Origin of the sequence: Nocardia sp. NPDC005745, assembly GCF_040630775.1 — a bacterium.
Lineage (GTDB): Bacteria > Actinomycetota > Actinomycetes > Mycobacteriales > Mycobacteriaceae > Nocardia.
In genome coordinates this window covers 1-19088 of sequence record NZ_JBEXYF010000060.1, presented here as the reverse complement: position 1 = coordinate 19088, position 19088 = coordinate 1, and the positions used below count along the sequence as shown (strand labels likewise).

General features: G+C 62.0%; 19 protein-coding genes and 2 pseudogenes. 13 read left to right on the top strand and 8 right to left on the bottom strand.

The window, feature by feature from the left end; genetic code table 11:
* The first annotated feature begins 385 nt into the window (after positions 1-385).
* Complete coding sequence (locus ABZ420_RS34835; RefSeq protein ID WP_357132115.1) at positions 386-571, top strand: hypothetical protein; 186 nt, start codon at positions 386-388, stop codon at positions 569-571.
* 186 nt (positions 572-757) lie between these two features.
* On the opposite strand, the gene ABZ420_RS34830 is transcribed toward ABZ420_RS34835, so the two are convergent.
* Positions 758-1789, bottom strand: a complete 1032-nt coding sequence (locus tag ABZ420_RS34830) for a DUF4238 domain-containing protein (protein WP_357132112.1) — start codon at positions 1787-1789, stop codon at positions 758-760.
* A 141-nt stretch (positions 1790-1930) separates the two neighbouring features.
* Between ABZ420_RS34830 and ABZ420_RS34825 the strand changes: the two genes are divergently transcribed.
* The 4 genes from ABZ420_RS34825 (at position 1931) to ABZ420_RS34810 (ending at position 4537) form a co-directional block, all read left to right on the top strand.
* Positions 1931-2191 carry a hypothetical protein gene (locus ABZ420_RS34825; RefSeq protein WP_357132109.1) on the top strand — a complete coding sequence of 87 codons (261 nt, stop codon included), beginning with the start codon at positions 1931-1933 and terminating at the stop codon, positions 2189-2191.
* Complete coding sequence (locus ABZ420_RS34820; RefSeq protein ID WP_357132106.1) at positions 2170-2760, top strand: hypothetical protein; 591 nt, start codon at positions 2170-2172, stop codon at positions 2758-2760. The genes ABZ420_RS34825 and ABZ420_RS34820 overlap by 22 nt, the downstream gene beginning before the upstream one ends.
* 381 nt (positions 2761-3141) lie before the next feature.
* Positions 3142-3642, top strand: coding sequence for a hypothetical protein (locus tag ABZ420_RS34815; RefSeq protein ID WP_357132103.1), 501 nt, complete (start codon positions 3142-3144; stop codon positions 3640-3642).
* Between the two features lie 133 nt (positions 3643-3775).
* On the top strand, positions 3776-4537 hold the full coding sequence (locus tag ABZ420_RS34810) for a hypothetical protein (protein ID WP_357132101.1): 762 nt from the start codon (positions 3776-3778) through the stop codon (positions 4535-4537).
* An 11-nt stretch (positions 4538-4548) separates the two neighbouring features.
* Here the strand turns inward: ABZ420_RS34810 and ABZ420_RS34805 are convergent, their stop codons facing one another.
* Positions 4549-5013: a hypothetical protein gene (locus ABZ420_RS34805; RefSeq protein ID WP_357132099.1), complete on the bottom strand. Its 465-nt coding sequence runs from the start codon at positions 5011-5013 to the stop codon at positions 4549-4551.
* 235 nt (positions 5014-5248) lie between these two features.
* Between ABZ420_RS34805 and ABZ420_RS34800 the strand changes: the two genes are divergently transcribed.
* From ABZ420_RS34800 to ABZ420_RS34790, 3 genes are all read left to right on the top strand, one after another.
* On the top strand, positions 5249-6391 hold the full coding sequence (locus tag ABZ420_RS34800) for an XRE family transcriptional regulator (RefSeq protein WP_357132097.1): 1143 nt from the start codon (positions 5249-5251) through the stop codon (positions 6389-6391).
* On the top strand, positions 6388-6945 hold the full coding sequence (locus ABZ420_RS34795) for a hypothetical protein (protein ID WP_357132094.1): 558 nt from the start codon (positions 6388-6390) through the stop codon (positions 6943-6945). Before ABZ420_RS34800 ends, ABZ420_RS34795 begins: the two co-directional genes overlap by 4 nt.
* 151 nt (positions 6946-7096) lie before the next feature.
* Positions 7097-7393, top strand: a complete 297-nt coding sequence (locus ABZ420_RS34790; protein ID WP_357132091.1) for a hypothetical protein — start codon at positions 7097-7099, stop codon at positions 7391-7393.
* Between the two features lie 999 nt (positions 7394-8392).
* Here the strand turns inward: ABZ420_RS34790 and ABZ420_RS34785 are convergent.
* Positions 8393-8599: a hypothetical protein gene (locus ABZ420_RS34785; protein WP_357132088.1), complete on the bottom strand. Its 207-nt coding sequence runs from the start codon at positions 8597-8599 to the stop codon at positions 8393-8395.
* Positions 8600-8680: 81 nt separating this feature from the next.
* Entirely contained in the window at positions 8681-9289 is a 609-nt protein-coding gene (locus ABZ420_RS34780; RefSeq protein WP_357132121.1) for a competence protein CoiA family protein, read from the bottom strand.
* Between the two features lie 777 nt (positions 9290-10066).
* Here ABZ420_RS34780 and ABZ420_RS34775 point away from each other — a divergent pair.
* The 4 genes and pseudogenes from ABZ420_RS34775 to ABZ420_RS34760 all read left to right on the top strand — a co-directional run.
* A pseudogene (locus tag ABZ420_RS34775) lies at positions 10067-10165 on the top strand (DUF2510 domain-containing protein); the annotation flags it as partial.
* A 60-nt stretch (positions 10166-10225) separates the two neighbouring features.
* A complete protein-coding gene (locus tag ABZ420_RS34770; RefSeq protein WP_357132118.1) occupies positions 10226-11464 on the top strand; it encodes a DUF4041 domain-containing protein in 1239 nt (412 codons plus the stop codon).
* A 23-nt stretch (positions 11465-11487) separates the two neighbouring features.
* Positions 11488-11853, top strand: coding sequence for a hypothetical protein (locus ABZ420_RS34765; RefSeq protein WP_357132085.1), 366 nt, complete (start codon positions 11488-11490; stop codon positions 11851-11853).
* Entirely contained in the window at positions 11850-13178 is a 1329-nt protein-coding gene (locus tag ABZ420_RS34760; protein WP_357132082.1) for a tetratricopeptide repeat protein, read from the top strand. The genes ABZ420_RS34765 and ABZ420_RS34760 overlap by 4 nt, the downstream gene beginning before the upstream one ends.
* 231 nt (positions 13179-13409) lie before the next feature.
* Here ABZ420_RS34760 and ABZ420_RS34755 read toward each other — a convergent pair whose 3' ends face one another.
* Positions 13410-14870, bottom strand: coding sequence for a hypothetical protein (locus ABZ420_RS34755; protein WP_357132079.1), 1461 nt, complete (start codon positions 14868-14870; stop codon positions 13410-13412).
* Positions 14860-15870 (bottom strand): hypothetical protein, encoded by a 1011-nt coding sequence (locus ABZ420_RS34750; protein WP_357132076.1) that lies wholly within the window; start codon positions 15868-15870, stop codon positions 14860-14862. Before ABZ420_RS34750 ends, ABZ420_RS34755 begins: the two co-directional genes overlap by 11 nt.
* Here ABZ420_RS34750 and ABZ420_RS34745 point away from each other — a divergent pair.
* The gene (locus ABZ420_RS34745; protein WP_357132073.1) at positions 15870-16220 is read left to right on the top strand and encodes a hypothetical protein; all 351 of its coding nucleotides are present in this window, start codon (positions 15870-15872) and stop codon (positions 16218-16220) included. The two genes, ABZ420_RS34750 and ABZ420_RS34745, sit on opposite strands and share 1 nt — an antisense overlap.
* Before the next feature lie 716 nt (positions 16221-16936).
* On the opposite strand, the gene ABZ420_RS34740 is transcribed toward ABZ420_RS34745, so the two are convergent.
* Positions 16937-17671 carry a SprT family zinc-dependent metalloprotease gene (locus ABZ420_RS34740; RefSeq protein ID WP_357132070.1) on the bottom strand — a complete coding sequence of 245 codons (735 nt, stop codon included), beginning with the start codon at positions 17669-17671 and terminating at the stop codon, positions 16937-16939.
* A gap of 33 nt (positions 17672-17704) precedes the next feature.
* Positions 17705-19088, bottom strand: a pseudogene (locus ABZ420_RS34735) (hypothetical protein); the annotation flags it as partial.

The window sequence follows — 19088 nt, the reverse complement described above, 5'->3', positions numbered from 1 at the left end:
CCACCCGGTATGACAAGTTGGCCATCACCTACCGCGCCGGAGTCGTCCTGGCCCTGATAGTCGAATGGCTCAAGTCATTGGGAGACACAACCTAGGAACTATCCGGATTTTCTCGAACTCCTGGACTATGCCCTCCAGGCGATCGAAAATGACATTTCATCGCTACATAAAGATCGTCCTCGCTGCCTGTGTGATTCCCCAGGGTATTAGAATCGTCAACAGTTAAGGCTGACGTGTCTCCGCGCTATTAACGTGACTCGAACGGCCAGCAAGTTCGGTAGGCAAACGGCTTCGTTTGGGAAAGTCTGGGTCAACAGGTTGACTCATTGGGGATTTCGATCCATAGTGTGTCGCTCGCCGCGGCACCTTCGCCTCGGTCAGAGCGTTGATCGAGCAGATCCGCGACTACATCACCGGCTGGAACGCCGACGCCGAGCCGTTCCGATGGACGGCCACCGCCGACGAGATCCTCGCCCAGGTCGCGTTCACCCAGGCCAACGTCCGCAAACTGGTCGACAACAACGCCAAAGTAAATAAAACAGAATCGCGAGACACTAGTTCCTCCAGGTGAACTATGACAACCGATTTAACGCTTGTTAATTCAGCTCAGACATGCGCTGAAGGACAATCGCGAGGTGGTGACCGATCTGCGGCGATCATAGATGGTTTGCGCAGAACGAAGGCATTTGAGGTCGACAGTTTGATCGGTGATTCGATGCCCAGCATCAACGGTGTGCTAACCGCTGGTGGGGGCAAGCTACCTATTTCTGGGCAGACGGCGAAAGAGATGGTGTTCTCGTACGGTACGTTCGTCTGTGTGCCGCTCGACGAGCTGATTCCTCCATTCGGTGCGAGGTGGAAGGTCTATGCCGTCAAGGACTTGTGAGTCGGGGTGATGGACGATCCAGCGTGTGGCTTGGCCCGCGACTTCACGATTGACGAATCGTATAAGCGCTTCCCGACCTGCTGGTGTTTTCAGGGTCGGCAAACCAAGTTTATCGGGTGCTGTGTCGTAGTCGTGAATCTGCAAGATAGTACGGTCGCTGAGGGGAATCCACGCCACACGTGCTGAGCCGAATCCGACCGGGCCGTTGCCGGGCTTCCACCAACATACGGGTTCGTCGCTTGTGAGCACGGATCCTTCCTGTCCGACAATCAAGTTCCAAGCCATTCGGTCGGCGAGGCGTTCATTAATCTGCGTAAACGCCATCCGGATGCTTTCCTGAACTAGCACCGCTTGATGGGCGATTAATCGTGGCCCTCGTTCGCCGGTTATCTCATGGCGATATGCCAGAATATCAGCCTGCGAGAAGGGACGCCCTTCGTCGATCAGCCACTGGCGGATCTGGTTGTCGGAGACCGGGTCCCACAGAAATTGACGCATATGATGAGTTGCGAGGGCGTTCAGATCCTCGCGCCAACGATGCCCACGCACAGCCTGTAAGGCAATGAAGTTGATCATGTTGTACCAGTCTTCCTGAGTCATGGACGAGAGGCTGAGTTCCTTAGTGAACTTGTCGATCACCTTCAAACCTTCACTCTCGAAGTGGCTCAGCTGGTTTTCGACCACCTCAGGATCATGTCCCCGGCGGTCTTCAACGCGCGCCAGATCGTCGGCTTCGATGCGATAGAAGCCGACCTCGGCGCATGCGCCGTTGACCGATTGCAGGATCGTTCGGCTGGGATCGTTCCGATCGACAAGCGCGACCACAGGGAACTTCTTACCTTGGACAACTTTGGCAAAGTGCCGCAGGTAGCCCTCTGGAACAAGATGGTGCCGAGGCGTCATACTTCGATTCTCCCAACTACGGCAAGCGGATTTGCGGCTCATGTCGATCGCTCCGGGAGGTTCGACAGGCGCTCAGGGTTGGTCGGACAGTGTCGCAAATCCTGTGTGCTGCGCGGTAGCAGCCCGTAGAGTGACCCGATTGTGGCCGGGGAACGTAGCGAGGAGAAGTACCTCCGTGCGGTGCTGGAAACCCTGCACGGTGTCGAGCTGACTCCGTACGATCGCTGCGGTCGCACGAACGCGGTTGACTACGTTTTCGCGTCGCTGCGCAGCTCCGGCGCTGTCGAGGTCACCACGATCACCGACAACGATGCAGCCGCGTGGCAGCCCAAACTGGCAACACCCGCGGATCAGCTGATCCCGTGTGCGAGTGCGCGATCATGGTCACTCAGCATTATCTGAGCACTCGCCGCAAAACACTTGAGGTTTGGATTCCTCGGATAAATGAACTGCTCGATCGCTACGGAGTCGACTTCGTGTGGCAGCTGCCAGCTGAGCAAGTGCCGACTGAAGCTGTCCGCTGGCTCATCTCGTCGCAAAACACCCTGCGGCCCAATGACGACGGTGAGCCGGGAACGGTGCGGCTCTGGTTGCCTGCTCAGACCGGGATCATGAACGACGAACAGTTCGATGTTGACGTCGCCCGAGCCCTCACTACCGACAGGATGCTGACCAAGGTCGAGAAGTTGCGGAAGCACCCGGACGTAGCCGAACGCCATCTGGCTATTGGGGTCATGATGTACGGGCCGGGGTTCACCCTGCTCGATCAGCTGCTGTTTGGGCCTGGACAGCCACCGCGTTGGGATCCTCGGCCTGGGTTGGTAGGGGTTACCCACATCTGGTTGACCGGGGGCGCCTACGACGTCCTTGCATGGGACGTGGCGGCGGGTTGGAACTGGCGTCGGCTACCCAGGTGGCGGATGCTGACGGTCAGAAGAATGGTGCGAATTGTGAGTAATTTCGGTAAGTGAGGCGTTGCGACTGACGTACGCTGCCGGGATGCCTCGCTACCGAGTTGAGCACAAGATTCGGACTCTCGTTGAGAACGCGGTTGATCTGACGGCGAGCAACCCGCCTTCGTTCACCGCCGAAGGAATCACCTTCACGCATTGGGAGTTTGAACACGGCCCAGGCTGGGATGGGGATGCGTGGCTTGGCGCCTACGAGATCGACGCTCCGGACGTGGCCGAGGCGCTGTCCACCTTTGAGGGCAACCTGGAGCGAGTGGTGTCGCTGGTCGCGCTCGTTGGGCAAGCCTATATTCGGTACCACGGGCAGCCATTCATAGTGACAAAAAATGGGGTAGACATAGCCTATCTTTCCTTCCAATCGACGCCGGGCCTGTCGGACTCATGTTCACTGAGTCGGAAAAGAAAGCGCTGGATATTCTCCTCGGCAGCAACCGCATCTCGGAGGAGTTCTTTCTCTACTGGAACGATGCCGTCAACGCCGATGGCTACTCATCGAAGCTGCTGCTCATGTTTGCCGCTATTGATGCCTTGATCAAGCCTCCGGGAGGTGGGGCGCGAAACACTCGCCTCCGAGAGCCAATTCTTGGTCAGAACCTGTCGAGGGAAATATGCGGCCCGCCGCCGAACGGGTTGCGGAATAGGCTGGTGCATGGCGAGTACTTCTCACCGATCGACGTTGACGACTACGTGACGCGCGTACATGAGAAGATCGTTCGATACATCAACGATGAAATTCTCCATGACAATCTTATCGAGGAGGGCGTGACTCATCCGCAGCGGAATTTCTACGATAATGTGCATACCGCTGGCCGGTGGATACAGCAGATTGATGATGCCTGGCCGCTCGCCTTGAAGAAACGTGCTCGAAAGCTGCGAAGTTGATCGTGGCGACGTCCGTTTGAAGAATTACAAGATAGTCTACGACGATAAAGTCTACAAGAACTTCTAGAGTCGCGGTGCTGTCTCATGCGAAATTGAGTAGCGCGGAGCCTGTGCGCGTTTGTACGATCATGGGATGTCAATCACGGGGATCGCGAGCGCTCGGCACAAGCTCGCGCGGGCTGAACACCACATCGCGGATCTGGAGCAGGGTGTCCGATCCTTTGCTGACGCCAATCCTATCGAGATCCATGCTCTTTGGAAGCCAAGTGCTACGCATCGGGGTGAACTGGACTGTGAGGTAATCGCCTTGACAGAACCGGCGGATGTACCTGAAGTGTGGTCGCTGATCACCGGTGATGCGCTGACCTGTCTGCGCGCGACGCTCGACCATGCTGTGTATCCGCATGCGCGGCAGTTCCCTACGTTTGCGTCACGCACCAAGCCTGGTGGCGGTGCGAATACTTTCAAGGAGATCTATTCACCGGCCGTGACGGAGATCATTGAGTCGAGTCAGCCGTACCACTCAGAGGTCCCACACCATGATCCGATTGCTGTCTTGGCGGCGCTGGTGAATATGGACAAGCATAGGCAACTGCTTGTGACGAATGGCTTTACGACACAGGTATTGATTATGCAGCCGAAAGGCTACGAAATCACGAACCAGGAGCCCCAGCGTGGAGAAAACCTCGCGAAGGGTGATGTCATCTTCAAGTATCGAATCCGACCAACCGGCGTTGGCGACGTGAAATTTGAATACCATCGGCATCTGTTGACTGAACCGGTGATTGACATACCGGAGACAGATGGCTACCGGCCACTGGTCCCGCTCTTGAAGGACATCCACACCCGCGTTGGCGACATTCTGGATCAACTTACAGTCGCGGGGCTTCCGTAGCCCATAACGCGCTACCGCTTTCTGCCATGCGTATCCCGCATCCGCACCCCGCGCTTCAGCAACTGTCGCCGCACTACCGTTCGGTCAACTCCGAACTTGTCTCCGATACGAGCCAACGACCATGCATTCTCTGTGTACAGCCGCTCCGCCTCCTTGATCTGCTCCTCGCTCAGTCCCTGGTTCCGCATCGTCACCCCCGCAGCCCGCAGGATCTTCAGGACGCTGCCCTTGCTGAGGCCAAACGCACTCATCAGTGCTGTCGATGGCTCGCCAGCCTCATAGCGGCTGACGATCTCGTTGACCGTGGCCTGAGTCAGTCGCTGAGTCAACTTGAACGGTAGGATGCCTGGCGGTGGCTGCTGGCGAGGGGCGCGGGACGCGAACCCGCCGCTTCCGGTCAAGACCATGCAGCTCCTGAGCTTGGCGACGTGCCGCTGAAACATGCCAAGTTTCGAGTAACGTCCGGCTACGTCCACCAGATCGACACCTTGACGGTCTTACTCGAAATATCGATCACCGTAGGTGGGTGTTTGCGGCTGTGAGCCGTGACACTGCGGGTCGAAGTTCGGTTCTCGCAGCACCGCTACAAGCCGCTGACCGGCGTCTTTTGATTCCAGTGGTACCTCGCCAAGTCGTACGTGCCTGACACACCTCTCACCTCTTCTCGCCTCGCTCTTTGCGTGTCGGCAGCAGTGTGCGAGAATCGCACACATGACAGGCGTTGATGCACGGACGCTAGGCGAACGCATCCGAGATGCCCGCAAACGTGCGGATATGAGCCAAGAAGACCTCGGGCGAACGGTTGGTCTTGAACGTACCGTCGTGAACAAGATCGAGGGGGGTGTCCGTAAGGTCACGGCGCTGGAGCTGTCCGATATTGCCGCTGCGATCGGTGTGCGCATGTCCACGTTCTTCGAGGCCCCCATCCCAGCGCTTGTCTCGCACCGGTCTAGCCAGGGGTTGGACACTGCAGACTCGCAGATCGACGCATTGCTCGCCAAGCTGGCCAATGAGGTTGAGTTCGTCGACTCGTTGGGAGTCGACGAATTGGGGTTCAATTCTGTTGACGTAGCTGCTCAGGCCAGCATCACGCAGCCCTCGACTAGCGCTGGGGCGGAGGCGCTCGCGGTGAAAGCGCGTAGTCTGATGGCTCTTTCGGCCGAGGAACCGATTCGCCAGCTTTCCGACAGTGTTGCGAACATCGGGCTCTTAGCGTTCTCTCGTGACATCGGCAAGGACACCGCTGATGCTGGGACGATCTTGTTGCGACGCGGAGGCGTCAGTCTCATCAATAGTCATATGAGAGTCGGTCGTAGGCGGCTTGTGCTGGCGCACGAACTCGGCCACTATCTGATCGCGGACGACTACACCATCGACTGGCGAGTTGCTAATCACTCTGATAATTCCGTCCCGATGGAGTCACGCCTCGATCGTTTCGCACGCGCCCTGCTTCTACCAGAGGCCGCAGTCTCACGGTTGTGGCATGAGAAGGTTGACAGTTCCGGAGAGCGCACTGCGGCAATTCGGCTAGCGAGTGAGTTCCGGGTCGACATGGCCACCCTGGCAACGCGGCTAAAAGAGTTGGGGCTGGCTGGCAGCGAGACTGTCGCTTCGGTACGGAATTACCGCACCACCCGGACGGATATCGTTGAGATGAATCTGGTACTCCCTCCCGAAGAGTTGGAGGGGACGACCGTTCCCCGGTCGTTCGCGCGTGCCGTACTGCGGCTCGTGCGCGATGAGCGAATCAGCCGCGAGCGGGCTCTGGACTTACTTCACGGCACTTTCGACGAGGCGGATCTTCCGCGTATTCGTGAGCGACGGCCTGACGAGATCTGGAAGTTTGTGTCGTGACGGTGCCTGAGAACGCCTGGGTCTTCGACACTGGGCCGTTGCGGCACTTCTCGATGCAAGGGTGGCTGGGAGTCTTGCGGTTTCTCGCAGGAGAGCGGCCCGTCTACATCCCCGATAGCGTTGAGCGCGAACTCAACGACGCTGCCGAACACGTGTCGGCGATTGTTCGTGCGGCGCTTGACGCTGACTGGATCCACGTTCACAGATCGACCGATCAAGACTTCGGTGAAGCGTTCGCTCACTATGTTGACCGATTGGTCTCCGAGGGCAAGAATTTAGGCGAATGCGGAGTTCTTGCTATGGGGCAAATCTACAAGTGCGAAGTGGTTATCGACGATGCTATTCCACGCCAGATTGCGGAAGAGAAGGGCCTTCGGGTCACGGCAACTGTGCCCTTGCTATGCGAAGCGATTCGTGCGAAACAACTCACAATGGTGATGGTAGAAGAGTTGGCTGACAACCTCTTGGAAGGTGAATATTATCTACCCTTCGGCCCAGGCGGCTTCCGGAGACATGTGTTGGAGAACGGGCTTCTGGATTACGATGAGATTTGAATAGGCATTACCCTGCCAAAGGCAATCTGGGTTCGTATAGCGCAGGGCGTTGCCGGTAACCTTGGGCCGCGGTGGGCCGTCGTCGATCGTGTTGCAGTGCCGGGGTATCTACTCGTATCCGGTCGCGCTTCTGCGTCTACCGTTGCCTCCCATGCGTATCTCGCATCGTCACCCCGCGTCTGATCAGCTGCCGTCGCACCACCGTGTGGTCCACGTCAAACTGCTCACCAATCCGGGCCAGGGATTGCCCGGTTGTGTACAGTCGCTGCGCTTCGTCGATCTGCTCAGCGCTCAGCCCCTGGTTCCGCATCGCCACACCAGCCTCACGGAGGACCTTCAGCACGCTGCCCTTGCTGAGACCGAACGCCTGCATCAGTGCTGTCGAGGGCTCGCCGGCCTCGTATCGAGCGACAATCTGCCGGACAGTCTCCTGTCCCAGCCGCTTTGACAGCTTGAACGGCGACGCTGATCGGGTGGGTTGGTCTCGATGCGATGGTGCCTGGAACCCGCCATCACCGTCCGTGACCAGGCAGTTCCTGAGCTTCTTCACTCTTCTCTGGAACCTATCAAGTTTCGAGTAGCCCCCCGCTACGTCCACAGAAATAGCAGGTCAGGCCCAGTAGGCTGGGCCTGACCTGTTTTTCGGCCCTGGCCCCACGTAAACCCCCCGTTTTGGTTGTGGTGATAGATGCAAGCCTGTAGACCACTCCGATCCGCCGCGACGGACGATGCGGCAGCAGTCGGCAGCGAGACCCTGTCCAGGGTCGCACTAGTGATCGGCCTGCGCCCCCGATCGCTGGCGAAGAGGTTTGGCACTACAGGCTGTGCCAAGCCCGCTGAGACCGCGTAGCTTGGGTGATGCGGGTGTAGATGTGCACGCCGGGCAGTCGTCGCCGTGTTACCCCACGCCACTGTGGTGCGGAAGGGGCGGTGCTCGCTGTGGATAGCCCATATGCGTTCGGCCAGGGCGTTGGGTGCAAACTGCGGGTCACCGTGCACGGACCGAGGCACCGGGGCTTGGCGGCGAGGTGCGAGCGCGGCGTCGCGCAGCGCCGTGAGGGCGCGGCGCGCTCGGGTTAGGAGTCGCCACTGATGGCGCCGGGGGATGACGAAGCTGTCCGATTCGGATGCTGCGACCAGGAGTTCAGGACGTACGGCAGTGGCCCGGTCGCGGTGGTCGCGGATCTCGTCGTGATGGTCGGCGGCCCAGCCGATCAGGGATGCGACGATCTCGTGAAGGCCGCGCCGAAGTGGCGGCGCGCCCGGCATCCCCGACGAGGTCGGGTTCGCGACCAAGTCGCGTCTGGTGATGGCCATGCTGGAGCGGGCGCTGGCAGATAACCCACACCACCGACACCGATACCGGGTTCGACCGGCGCCGCGGCTTCGGTAGCCCGATGCCGTTGCGGGCACCGCGCGACGGCATCGGGGCCCAGAGTTGGTGGGATCAGCGCAGCGCAGCGCAGCGCGTACAGCGCACTGTGCGCGGCTTGGTCGGCGGCAGGGGCAGGTTGGGGGCGTCGCGGTAATCGATGTCGTGTCCGGCCGCCATCACAGCGTTTTGAAGTGCGAGCCAGTCGAGCTGGGCCTGCGCAGCGGAATTGACGGATTCCCTTGCAGAGGAGAGTTTCTCCCCGACGTTCCGCGTCCTCATCTTCGTCGTGCTGGTCGCAATCTCAAATGTGTTGGACCACTGATGAATCCGTGCGATTTCGGGCGTGGCGGTGAGGCTGCGTCACCGCTCCTGCTCGGCCGCCGCGGCCAATCGTGTTTGCAGGCTGACCGGTACTTGCACGCCGGCCGGGGTCAACGCGACGTCATGCAGCGCAAACCGGTAGGGCCGCAGATCATCGCCGATACACGGCGGCAGATGCTCGACACGGTCGACCACAGCGGACCCGGCTGACGGGTGCGGGCGCGTGTGCGGTGCACCGACCAGCAACGTAATTGCCGGTTCCCAGGGATCGAACAGCCACATCTGCTGCGGATGGTCGGTGTCGGCGAGGACGACCCACGGGAGAGGACTGTCCGGGTGCCACAGCCATGCATCGACGACGCCGCTGTCTACATAGTCGCGGTGGCGGCGGCTCCAATCCGCATCGGTCACAGGCGAACGTTGCGCCTTGAGCACGACTCGGTTGCCGTCGGCGAACACCACCTGCACATCGCATCGCCGCTCATGGTTGGGCAGCCATACCTCGGTGCGGACGTCGATGACGCCCGGCTGGGTTCGCGACCACTCCGCCAGAACGGTCTTGCTGACCAGATGCCACACCGATTCCGGATCGTGCGCACCGCCCACGGGCCCACGACCCGCCGGATGCGTGAAGTGCGGTCGGCGCATACCGCCGACCCGACCTTTCACCACCACCGGCACCACAGTGCCCGGCGGTGCGCCGACTCCCGCGTAACACAGCGCGCACACCAGTGTTCGATCACCGGTGTAGCCATGGGTCCATAGATCCTCGAGGCGAGGATCTTCGGGATCGGTTGGCGCGCAGACATACTGATCGCTCAGCGTGTCCAGCGCCACCATCAGATTGTTGGAGGTACCCACCTCGATAACACCCTTCGTGGAATAGGCGACCGCCTCCAGCAGCACAACACTGCGGGAAGCCCTTGCGGGGCCGCGCTATTCGACTCAGGATGCGTTAGGGGGTCCGGCTCGAAGATCAGTACAGGAGAACTCGTCGCTCTAGGAAATTTTCAGTTACATTGAGCGCCGGAAAGTGTCAGGATTCACATTATGGCTACATGCGACCCACACCGATACTACGGCGGTCCGAGATGTATGTCGACCGGTCGACTCGACTGCCCAGAGAGGGCGGCCCACACCAGCGCGTGATTTCGCGCTCCGGCCCCAAGGCCAGGTGAGGTCTCGAGAACCGACCCGGCCCGGCAATACCCGCTCTCGCGGAGGCGTGCCGCGCGGCGGGGGGTTCGAAGTCGGCGGCCCGCGATGCCATAGAACGATGCGCGTCGCCCGCCAGCACCGTGGGGTCGAACGCCGCGACCCCGTAGGACGACCGCACTGACAACGCCCGACATCGTGCGTTTGGGTCGTGCGGCGCGGGTCGCTGATGGCATTCTCGAAGGGGCAACTGCAGTAAGGGGGAAGATCATGAACTCCGCGCCCGCGAATTGGTATCCAGACCCGCAGAATCCAGGCTTTCTCAGATACTGGAACGGCATGGACTGGGCCGGCGACCCGGTACCCGCCCCAGCGGCAGACGTTGCTGCCCAGCCCCCGCGGGGCGTGGCCCCAGTTGCGAAGGTGCCGATGTTCGGCACTCGAGCCTATGCGAAGCGCCAATCTCAGGATCTGGCCGATGCCTTGGCCGAGATCCAACGGCTGCGAGCCGAGTTGGCCAGCTTGGGTGGCCTCGAGGTCGCCGAGCTTCAGCGCTACCGTGAGCAACTCGCCGCGCAGATCACCGCGGAGCAGGCGCGCCTGGACAGTGTGCGCAGGCAGGTGATCAACACCCAAGAGGAACAGGTACTCCAGGAGATCGGTATCTACCGATACCGTCATCCACTCTCGGACGTGGTCGCCTACCGCGCCGCGCTCGATCAGCTGCAAGGCGAAATCAAGTCCGCCGCGGCGCGTGACGGCGGCGCGATCGAAACCGCACAGAGTTGGGAGGTCAACGGCTCTGCTGCCCAGGGCCGCAAGCTGATGCGCGAGTATTCGAAGCTGATGCTGCGCGCCTACAACACCGAGGCCGACAACCTCGTCCGGAGTCTCAAACCGTACAAGGTCGACACCGCGCTGGAACGCCTCGACCGGTTGGCAACCACCATCGAACGACTCGGCGAGACCATGCAGTTGCGCATCACACCGTGGTATCACCAGCTCCGGCGCCGCGAACTGGAATTGACCGCCGACTACCTGGAGAAGCTCGCCCGCCAGAAAGAAGCCGAACGCGACGAACGCGACCGCCTGCGCGAGGAGCGCAAGGCGCAGCAGGAGATCGAACGCGAGCAACAGAAACTCGAGAAACAGCATCAGCAGTACATGTCCGCCCTCGCAGCGCTCGAAGCCGCAGGCGACACCGACTCCGCCAAGGGACGCGATCTGCAAGACAAGCTCGCAGACCTGGAACAGAAGAGAACCGCCCTCGCAGACCGAGCGGGCAATCTGCGCACCGGTCACGTGTACGTCATCTCCAACATCGGCGCGTTCGGCGAGAACATGGTCCAGATCGGCATGACCCGCCGGCTCGACCCGTACGACCGCATCAGCGATCTGAGCAACTCGTCGGTGCCGTTCAAGTACGACGTGCACGCCATGCACTTCGACTTCGATGCCGCCGGTATCGAAGAAGAACTGCATCGCCGCCTGAAACACAGGCGCGTCAACCTCGTCAACTCCCGCCGCGAATTCTTCCGCGCCACTCCCGCCGAGGTGCGCGAACACCTGCAGGAACTCGCCGGAGAACTGCTGGTGTTCACCGAGTTCGCCGAGGCCGAGGACTACCGCCGCAGCCGCGAGGCGTCGCGGCACACGAACCAGCACTGAATCACGAGACAAGGATGCATGGCATGCCAGAACATCAGGACCAGTTGATCATCCGCACCGACGGCAGCGCCGACGAGCTGTTCGGTCTGCTCGAGTGGTTCAACGACGACGACGAACTGCGCGGGCGGGTCAGCATGCCGACGACGCCCATTCGACCCAGCCAGATGGGCGACCTGGCCGAGGTGCTCGTCGTCGCTCTCGGTGCGCAAGGAATCGCGTCCGCACTGATCCAGTCACTGACCACATGGTTCACCCACCGGCGCTCCGACATCGCAGTCACCCTCACCCTCGACCACACCGAACTCACCCTCGACGCCAAACGTGTCAAAACCCCCGAAATCACCCAGACACTCCAGACACTGCTCGACCAGGCAAACAAACCCCAATGACCCCCGCGCCGAACCGCACCGGCTGGCGCGCCGCCCTGATCGGGGTGAGCCGATACACCCACCCCGCAATGACCGATATCCCCGCCGCCGCCAACAACATCCACGACCTCGCCCGACTGCTCATCGCACCCACCGGTGCAACACTGCCTACCGAGCACTGCACCGCCCTGGTCGATCCCGACACACCTCCGCAGGTCGGTGAACTCATCGCGCACGCCGCCGACCACGCCGACGAGGTGCTGCTGGTGTACTACGCCGGACACGGCCTGCTGGACCGGCGCGGACGACTGCACCTGACCTTGACCGGCAGCGACCCCGACCACCCCGAATGGAGCTCGATACCGTTCGCCACATTGCGCGACGAACTCACCGCCGCCCGCGCACGCGCCCGCATCCTGATCCTCGACTGCTGCTTTTCCGGACGAGCCTTCGAAGCCATGAGCGCACCCGACACCGTCGTCGACGGCCAAATCGACATCAACGGCACCTACATCATCGCTTCCTCCTCCCGCAACGAAACCTCCGTCGCGCCCGAGGGCCAGCGCCACACCGCGTTCACCGGCGCCCTGCTCACCGCCGCCACCAGCAGCACCGGACTCACACTCGACCAGCTCTACGGCAACACCGACCAAATCCTGCACCGCAACGGCCATCCCCGCCCCGTGCGGCGAAGCGTCAACATCACCGGCAACCTGCGCCTGTTCACCCCACCCCGCCACCGGCCCACACCCGACAGCGCCATGACCCCGCTGCTCATCGACCCGCTCGCCACCCCGGACAGCACCACCGAGCAGATCTTCGCCGACGGCCAGTGTGCCGCCGAACAAGGCGACCTCACCGAAGCCGAAAAAGCTTGGCACACTGCAGCATCTCAGGGACACCCCGGCGCGATGAACAACCTCGCCCACCTGCTGTACAACCAGCGAAAACTCCGCGCGGCACACCCCCTCTACCTCGAAGCCGCCCACCGTGGCAACACCATCGCCATGGGCAACGTCGCGGATCTGCTGCACCGAGCCCACGAAGACACCGAGGCCGAGTACTGGTGGCAACGTGCCGCCGAATCCGGCGACACCGACGCCATGTACAACCTCGCCCTCATGCTCGACAAAACCCGCCGTTACGACGAAGCCCTCACCTGGTATCGACACGCCGCCGAAGCCGGCCACACCAACGCCATGCACAACCTGGCCATCCGCCTGCGCTACCGCGGCCAACTCACCGAAGCCACCACCTGGTGGCACAGCGCCGGCCACAAACGACAACAACGCACCACCGAAAAACTCCGCGGCCCCACCCCCCACAGGCAATCACCCTGCACATGACGTCGTGGCGCGAGTGAACCGTCGGATGCGGTTTTGCCATCGCACGGTCTTGCGTCCGGCGCGGCACGCCGGACTGTCCTGGGCCGGTGGGTGACGGGGATGAGCTGGTCGAATCGACGGGAATTGATCCGTGGGCCGCTTATCTGCCGGGCACGACGTCACCCCGGCCGGGACTGGGCCCAGACGCAAGTTGAGGGATAGGTTGCCGCGTCGGCTGTGGCATCCCTGTCGCTAATTGAGGAAGTAGGCGTCGACCTTCTCATCGGAATCAAGGATCTCGTCCGAAGCCACACCGAGTCCCATCGCTAGTGCGACTGATCCGACGAGCGCGACCTGCGCGTCGGGCGAGAAGGCTCGTTCGAGCAGCCCGAGGTAGTCGGACATGCTCTGGTCCAGCTTTTCCAGTGTGGTCTGGTATTCCGCGGCGAGTTGTTCGTCGAGCGTGCGCTGCTCGTCGAGGTAGCGTTCGATCAGTGCCGCCTCTCGTTTCGTCAACGATGATGCGGCGGCCTTGTACAGCACAGTGCCGACCGTGGTGCCGATGACGGCACCGAGGACCGGGATGGGGATGGTCGCCTGGCCGACGCAAGAGGCCAGCGCGCGTACTGCGGCCTCCAAGGCGATGAGCTCAGAATTGCCGATGAACTCGAGTTCGTCGATCTGGCCCCGGCGCAGTTGGTTGGCTTGTTCTGCGATGCTGAAGGATGTGGTGACGACCGAGCTGGCGACGGCTGCGGAGGTCGCGGTGAAATTGGTGAGCGCGTAGATGCTCAGTCCTCGGACGCCGCCCTTGCCGAAACCTGAGCCGGTCTCGCCTGCGAGGTCGATCCAGTCGCGCTCACTGAACTCATTGAGCCGCTTGTCTTCCCGACGCTTGGCGACCACGGCCAGTACGAACACGGTCGCGCCCGCCGCCGCGGCGGCGGTGAGTGCGGCTGTGCCTGCTTCTCGCAGCGTCGGCCGGCTGCGCTGGTAGGCATCCTCGCGCAGGGACCGGTCCGTGGCGTGGAGCGAGCCCTTTTCGGCAGCCATGGTCGCGGTGTAGACATCGCGCTGCACTTCGTCGTACTGGAGCGTCGAGGGCTCGAGCGATTCGAAGCCGACCGATCTGGTTTGGAAGAACGCCTGGACCCGCTGCCAGTCTCTGAGGGAAGGTCCGTCGCCGCTGCGTGACAGCTTGCTCGCTTCCTCGGGCGACAGTGCATGTAGCCGCTGGATCACCTCGAAATGGTCACGGGGGATCTGATATTTCCCACCGTTGCGCACATATTCGGGATACTTCTGGAGGTGCTCGGCGATCGCGCCCAGTGAAAAGCGGCCACCCGCTGCGACGAATTTCTGCTGAATCTCGACACTTCCGCGCATCAGGTCGACGGGCCCGTTGTCGTTGACCCACTGGTAGACGGCCTCGTGGCCGAGGATCTGCTTCCGGGCGTTGCCGATCCCGACCTCGGCGATCTCGGCGATGAAGCCGTGCATGCCACGCTGTCCGCCGCGGTTGGCGGCGACCACCTCGAGGTCGATCTTCCTGACGGCTTCATCGACACTGGTGAGCGCGTCCCGAAGGTGCTCGTCCTGCTGGCTGAGCGCGCCCAGAAGGTTGTCTATGCGGAGCTGGTTGAGATAGCTCACCCAGGAAGCAACCGCATGCTCCTGGGTGCCCGTGACGAACTCGGCAGCGTCACTCACCATCGGCATCCTGTTCGATGCGCATGCTCAGCATGCTCGCGCACGACTTCGTGTTGTTCACCAACGTCGCGAGTGTCGACCGCTCGGCAGGGGCGAGCGCGTGGAAATCGGCGCGGAAGTGCACCAAGGCTTCGCCGTAACTCTTTACCAGCCCTTCGCGGAGCAAGGTCGTCCGCTGGAGCAGGTCGTCGATCCGAGCATCCATGCCTTCGACGAGGGCGGTGTTGCGCTTTATCGCGGTCAGCGCTTCGTGCTTCGCCTCTCGATTCTCGAACTTCTTCTTCGCGAACAGGGCGATCGACGCGAGCAGGGTTGCGCCCGCGACTGTCCAGCCGATCGGGCCGGCAAGCGCCAGCAGTGTGGTGCCTGCCGCAGTGCCGCCGCCACCGGCGGCCAGCGCACCGCCACCGAGCCACGCCAGTGCTGCCTGACTGGCAGCCGCCCCGGAAAGGGTCGAGATCGCGGTGCCGGTCGACGCTGTCCCGAAAGTGGTGGCGACCCACATCGCCGCCGACGGCGCCAGGCCCGCTACCGCGGTGCCCGCCGCGAACCCGGCGCCGGCACCGGCAGCCGACAACCGCGCCGCTTCCAGCTCTTTCTGAGCGAAATCCTCCGCGCTCGAGAACCGTTTCCGATGTACCTCGATCTCATCGAAGTCGGTATCGAACGATTTCGGGGTGTTGGCGATGCTGTTCACCAACTGCTCGACCAGCTCGATCAGGTCGGTCGAACGTTCGCGCTGACGCAACAAAGACAGGCCCCTGTCGGCCATCGCCGTGAAGACGCCGTTGTATTCCGCTACGGCCACTTCGTAGGGGTCCGGCCCTTTCGCAGTCAGCTTCTCGACCCTGCCCCTGGCAGCGTCCTTGACGTTGCCGACCTGCCCGGCGAACTGCGACGAAGCGGTCCGCGCCGCCCTGCCGATACCGTCGACAGTCCTGCCGATGCCCTCCTTGGCATTGCCTACGTCGAGCTGCTCTACCATCGCACCCTCCGACACCATTGCGGCTCAACAACATAACGGAGAATATCAACCACATGTTGTCGCGTCCGGCTGAATACTGGCTCTGGCAGGCACTGAACCGCCACGGGTTTGGGACCGCGCCAGATGTAGGGTTGGGCGGCTCCGACAAGCCCGATGCAGCCGAGCCGGAGCTTGAGCGTTTCGCTGATCCTGCCGCCCTGGAAGGCTTGGGCCAGCCAGATGTCGGAGAACCCGACGTTATCGTCATCGAAGGCGTCGAGCACGAGCAGGTTGTCCGGGCTGACGCCTTCACTATCGTCGCCACATTGCTTGCAGCCGCCGTGCCGATTGACGGCTTCTGCTCCGGCCGACGCCAGACCGTCCCGTAGACACCGTCGGTCTGCCCTGTGACGCCGTTCATGAAGCGGCGCAGATCATCGAAAGCGACCGTGGCCGGATCGCGGTTGTTCGAGTGCAACCAGTTCAGGTGATCGGCCAGGCTGTAGGCATAGGTCTGCTGTGTCGAGGTCCCATACCGGGTCAGCACCATCCACGACGGCCGGTCAACTTCCCCGGCAGGGGTGAAGATCCACCACGACTCTCGGCCGTCGCGGTTACGAATTCGCCGGACCGTGTAACGATCCGAATCCACTGCTCCACAACCCATCTACGTACTGCATATTCGCGGACGTACGACTACTCATTAGTTCGCGACAAGGGGGTGGGATGGGTCGGACTATCGAACTACGTCGGAACGATCGTGTCATCGCGCGCCGAGCAGTGCACTGAACCACATGCCTGCGGTCAAGGTTTCTCCACTTCCGCCATCAAGAAGAGCAGTGTTCGAAGCTGCGTGAAGATCTCTCAGGGAATCTGAGCAATGGTCGGTCGATACGGTAGATCGCGGCAGCGCGGCGGCTTCAACGCTCTCAAACAGGATCGATCCAACGATGCGCTCGTAATGGCCTCGCGGTGCCCCGACAGGGTTCGACGACGATCCCGCAGTGTCGACGGGATCCAGTAGCAGGGACGCGTTGCGAACGGTTGCCTGCCCCGCGGTGGTCGGCTGTAGGCAGTGCAGCGGGGCGGATGGCGAACGTATTCGTCAGCCGATGGCACCGATCCAGACCGTGCGGCCGAAGCGCGCCAGTTCCTCAGAACGTTCTCTGTGATCTGGGAGGACCTGGGCAACCAGTCGGAGGAACTCCGGTCCGTGTCGCGGCTCGGCGATGTGGGCCAGCTCGTGGACGGCGACCAGGTCGGCCAGCCGAGTAGGCATCTGAAACAATGCCCAGTGCAGTGCGATCTCGCCGTCGGGCCGCCTGACACCCCACTTCCGGTCCAGATCGCACACTGTCATGCTGCCGACGTCCACACCCAGGCGCCGTGCCAAGTGCGGCGCTCGCTCCGCCATCCACTCCGATCCCGCCTGCTGATACCACTCGATCAGTGCCTCGGCGACCCGTTTCGGCGGTCCTTCGGCTGCCAAGAATCGGTCGCCGACCAACCGGATGGCCTCCTGTTGCGCTTCAACCAGAGTGAGCTGGCGGCTGCGGCCAAGGTACGGAAAGTTCTCCCCGTTCACGATCTCCTTGGTCGGATGGTCCGCAGCGATCTCCTCCTGCCGTCTGGTCGTGCGGACTATCCAAGGCAGTTTGCCCTGAAGTGTTCGTATGACCTCCTCGGGTGCACAGCCCTGAGGAACCGCGATCGTGACGCCGCCATCTGGCTCGACGGTCAGCCCGATCGTGCTCCTGCGGCCACTGACCCGCACACCCCAGTTCAGGCCAGGAAGCACCGACGCGGCGACGACCGCGCGTATGTATCCCGCCTCGTTCATGGCATCACGGTACGCAATCACGCCGCAGTGATTTCAGCTGACCCAACGGGCGAACTGCGCGACGTTGGCGCGCACGATCCCCATGATCTGCTCGGACAACGTGGTGGCAGCCTCGGCGTCACAAAAGTTGTTGCGTACTAACGCTGTCCGGATCCGCCTGCGGAGCCGTTCCTGAAGAACGTGGCTCTCCGAGAAATGCGGGGGTTGGACCTCCTCATGGATCAGCGTGACCAGTTCACGGGTGGCGAAAGCTAGATCGTGCCAGCCGTCTTTGCCCGAAGCCGCAACGGCGTCGGCGATGGCGTCTTCAGAGTGCCGTTCCAGCAAGCCTCGGATTGGCCGTTCCGTCCACGGGTCGAGGCCGTCGGCCGACCGATCAGGCGCTTGTTGTACATCGCCCAGTAGCGTTTCGAGTTCTTGCGCTCTCCGCAGCGCGTCGTCGCGCAGGCGCTCAAGTATCCGGTCGAGGCGTTCACTCAGCCGCTCATAACGCACCGGGTCGCTCTCGCGGTGCTCGCTGATATGCCGACGCAGAGCGTGCTCCATGTGCAGCGCGCGCAGGCGCGGATCGCCTTCGTTCCGCAGTTGTTCTACGAACCCCTGTGCGATCTCCACCGGCGGGACGAGCTGCGCAATGCCAGTCACTCGGATGTGCTGGTCGAGCAGCCGCCGCACCTTGGCACCGTACCGATAGGGGTCCAGGCCGCCGGACCGGGTGTCGCGGTAGGTACGCCGCACCAAGTACTGCACGAAACCCAGCTGCTTGGCGTCGTCCTCGTACTCAATCGCCTGCTCACGTGGTAGCACCCGATCCAGGCTTGCCAGGAAGTCGTATACGAGTTCGTCGAATTCGGTACGTCGGCGCGGGTCAGCAAGCGCCGTCACGATAAAGGTGGATCGGGTCTGCGCGTCACCCAGCGCTTCGATGCCGTCAATCCCCTCCTGCGCGAGGAACAGCAGGATCTTAGCCCTGCGGTCGCGAAGCTCGGGCAGTTCCTGTTCGATGAGGAACTCCTGGTAACCCTTTCGGTCTGCCTCATCGTAGGCGGACAGGGCCGCATCGAGGTGCCTCGCCACCCCGGCGTAGTCGACGACCAAGCCGACATCCTTGAGTCGGGCGGGACGGTTCGTTCTGGGGATCGCTTGGAGCAGTTCCACGTCACGGATCGGCCGGTCGAGGTAAATCGCCTGCTCAACAGGTGCATCGAAACCGGTCAACAGCATAGATTTGACGATAAGGAACGCGATCGGCGGTTTACCGCCGCTGGCGGGACCTGTGAGGTTCACCCCGAATGGTGGACAGTTGGTTACGCGGCGTTCGACCGCGTCTGTCGATATTGACTGTTCGTAGCGGAGGGGACTGATCCCGCCGATCGAGGAGTGTCGCCGGGAAGTGTTGTATCGGTGAATCCATTTG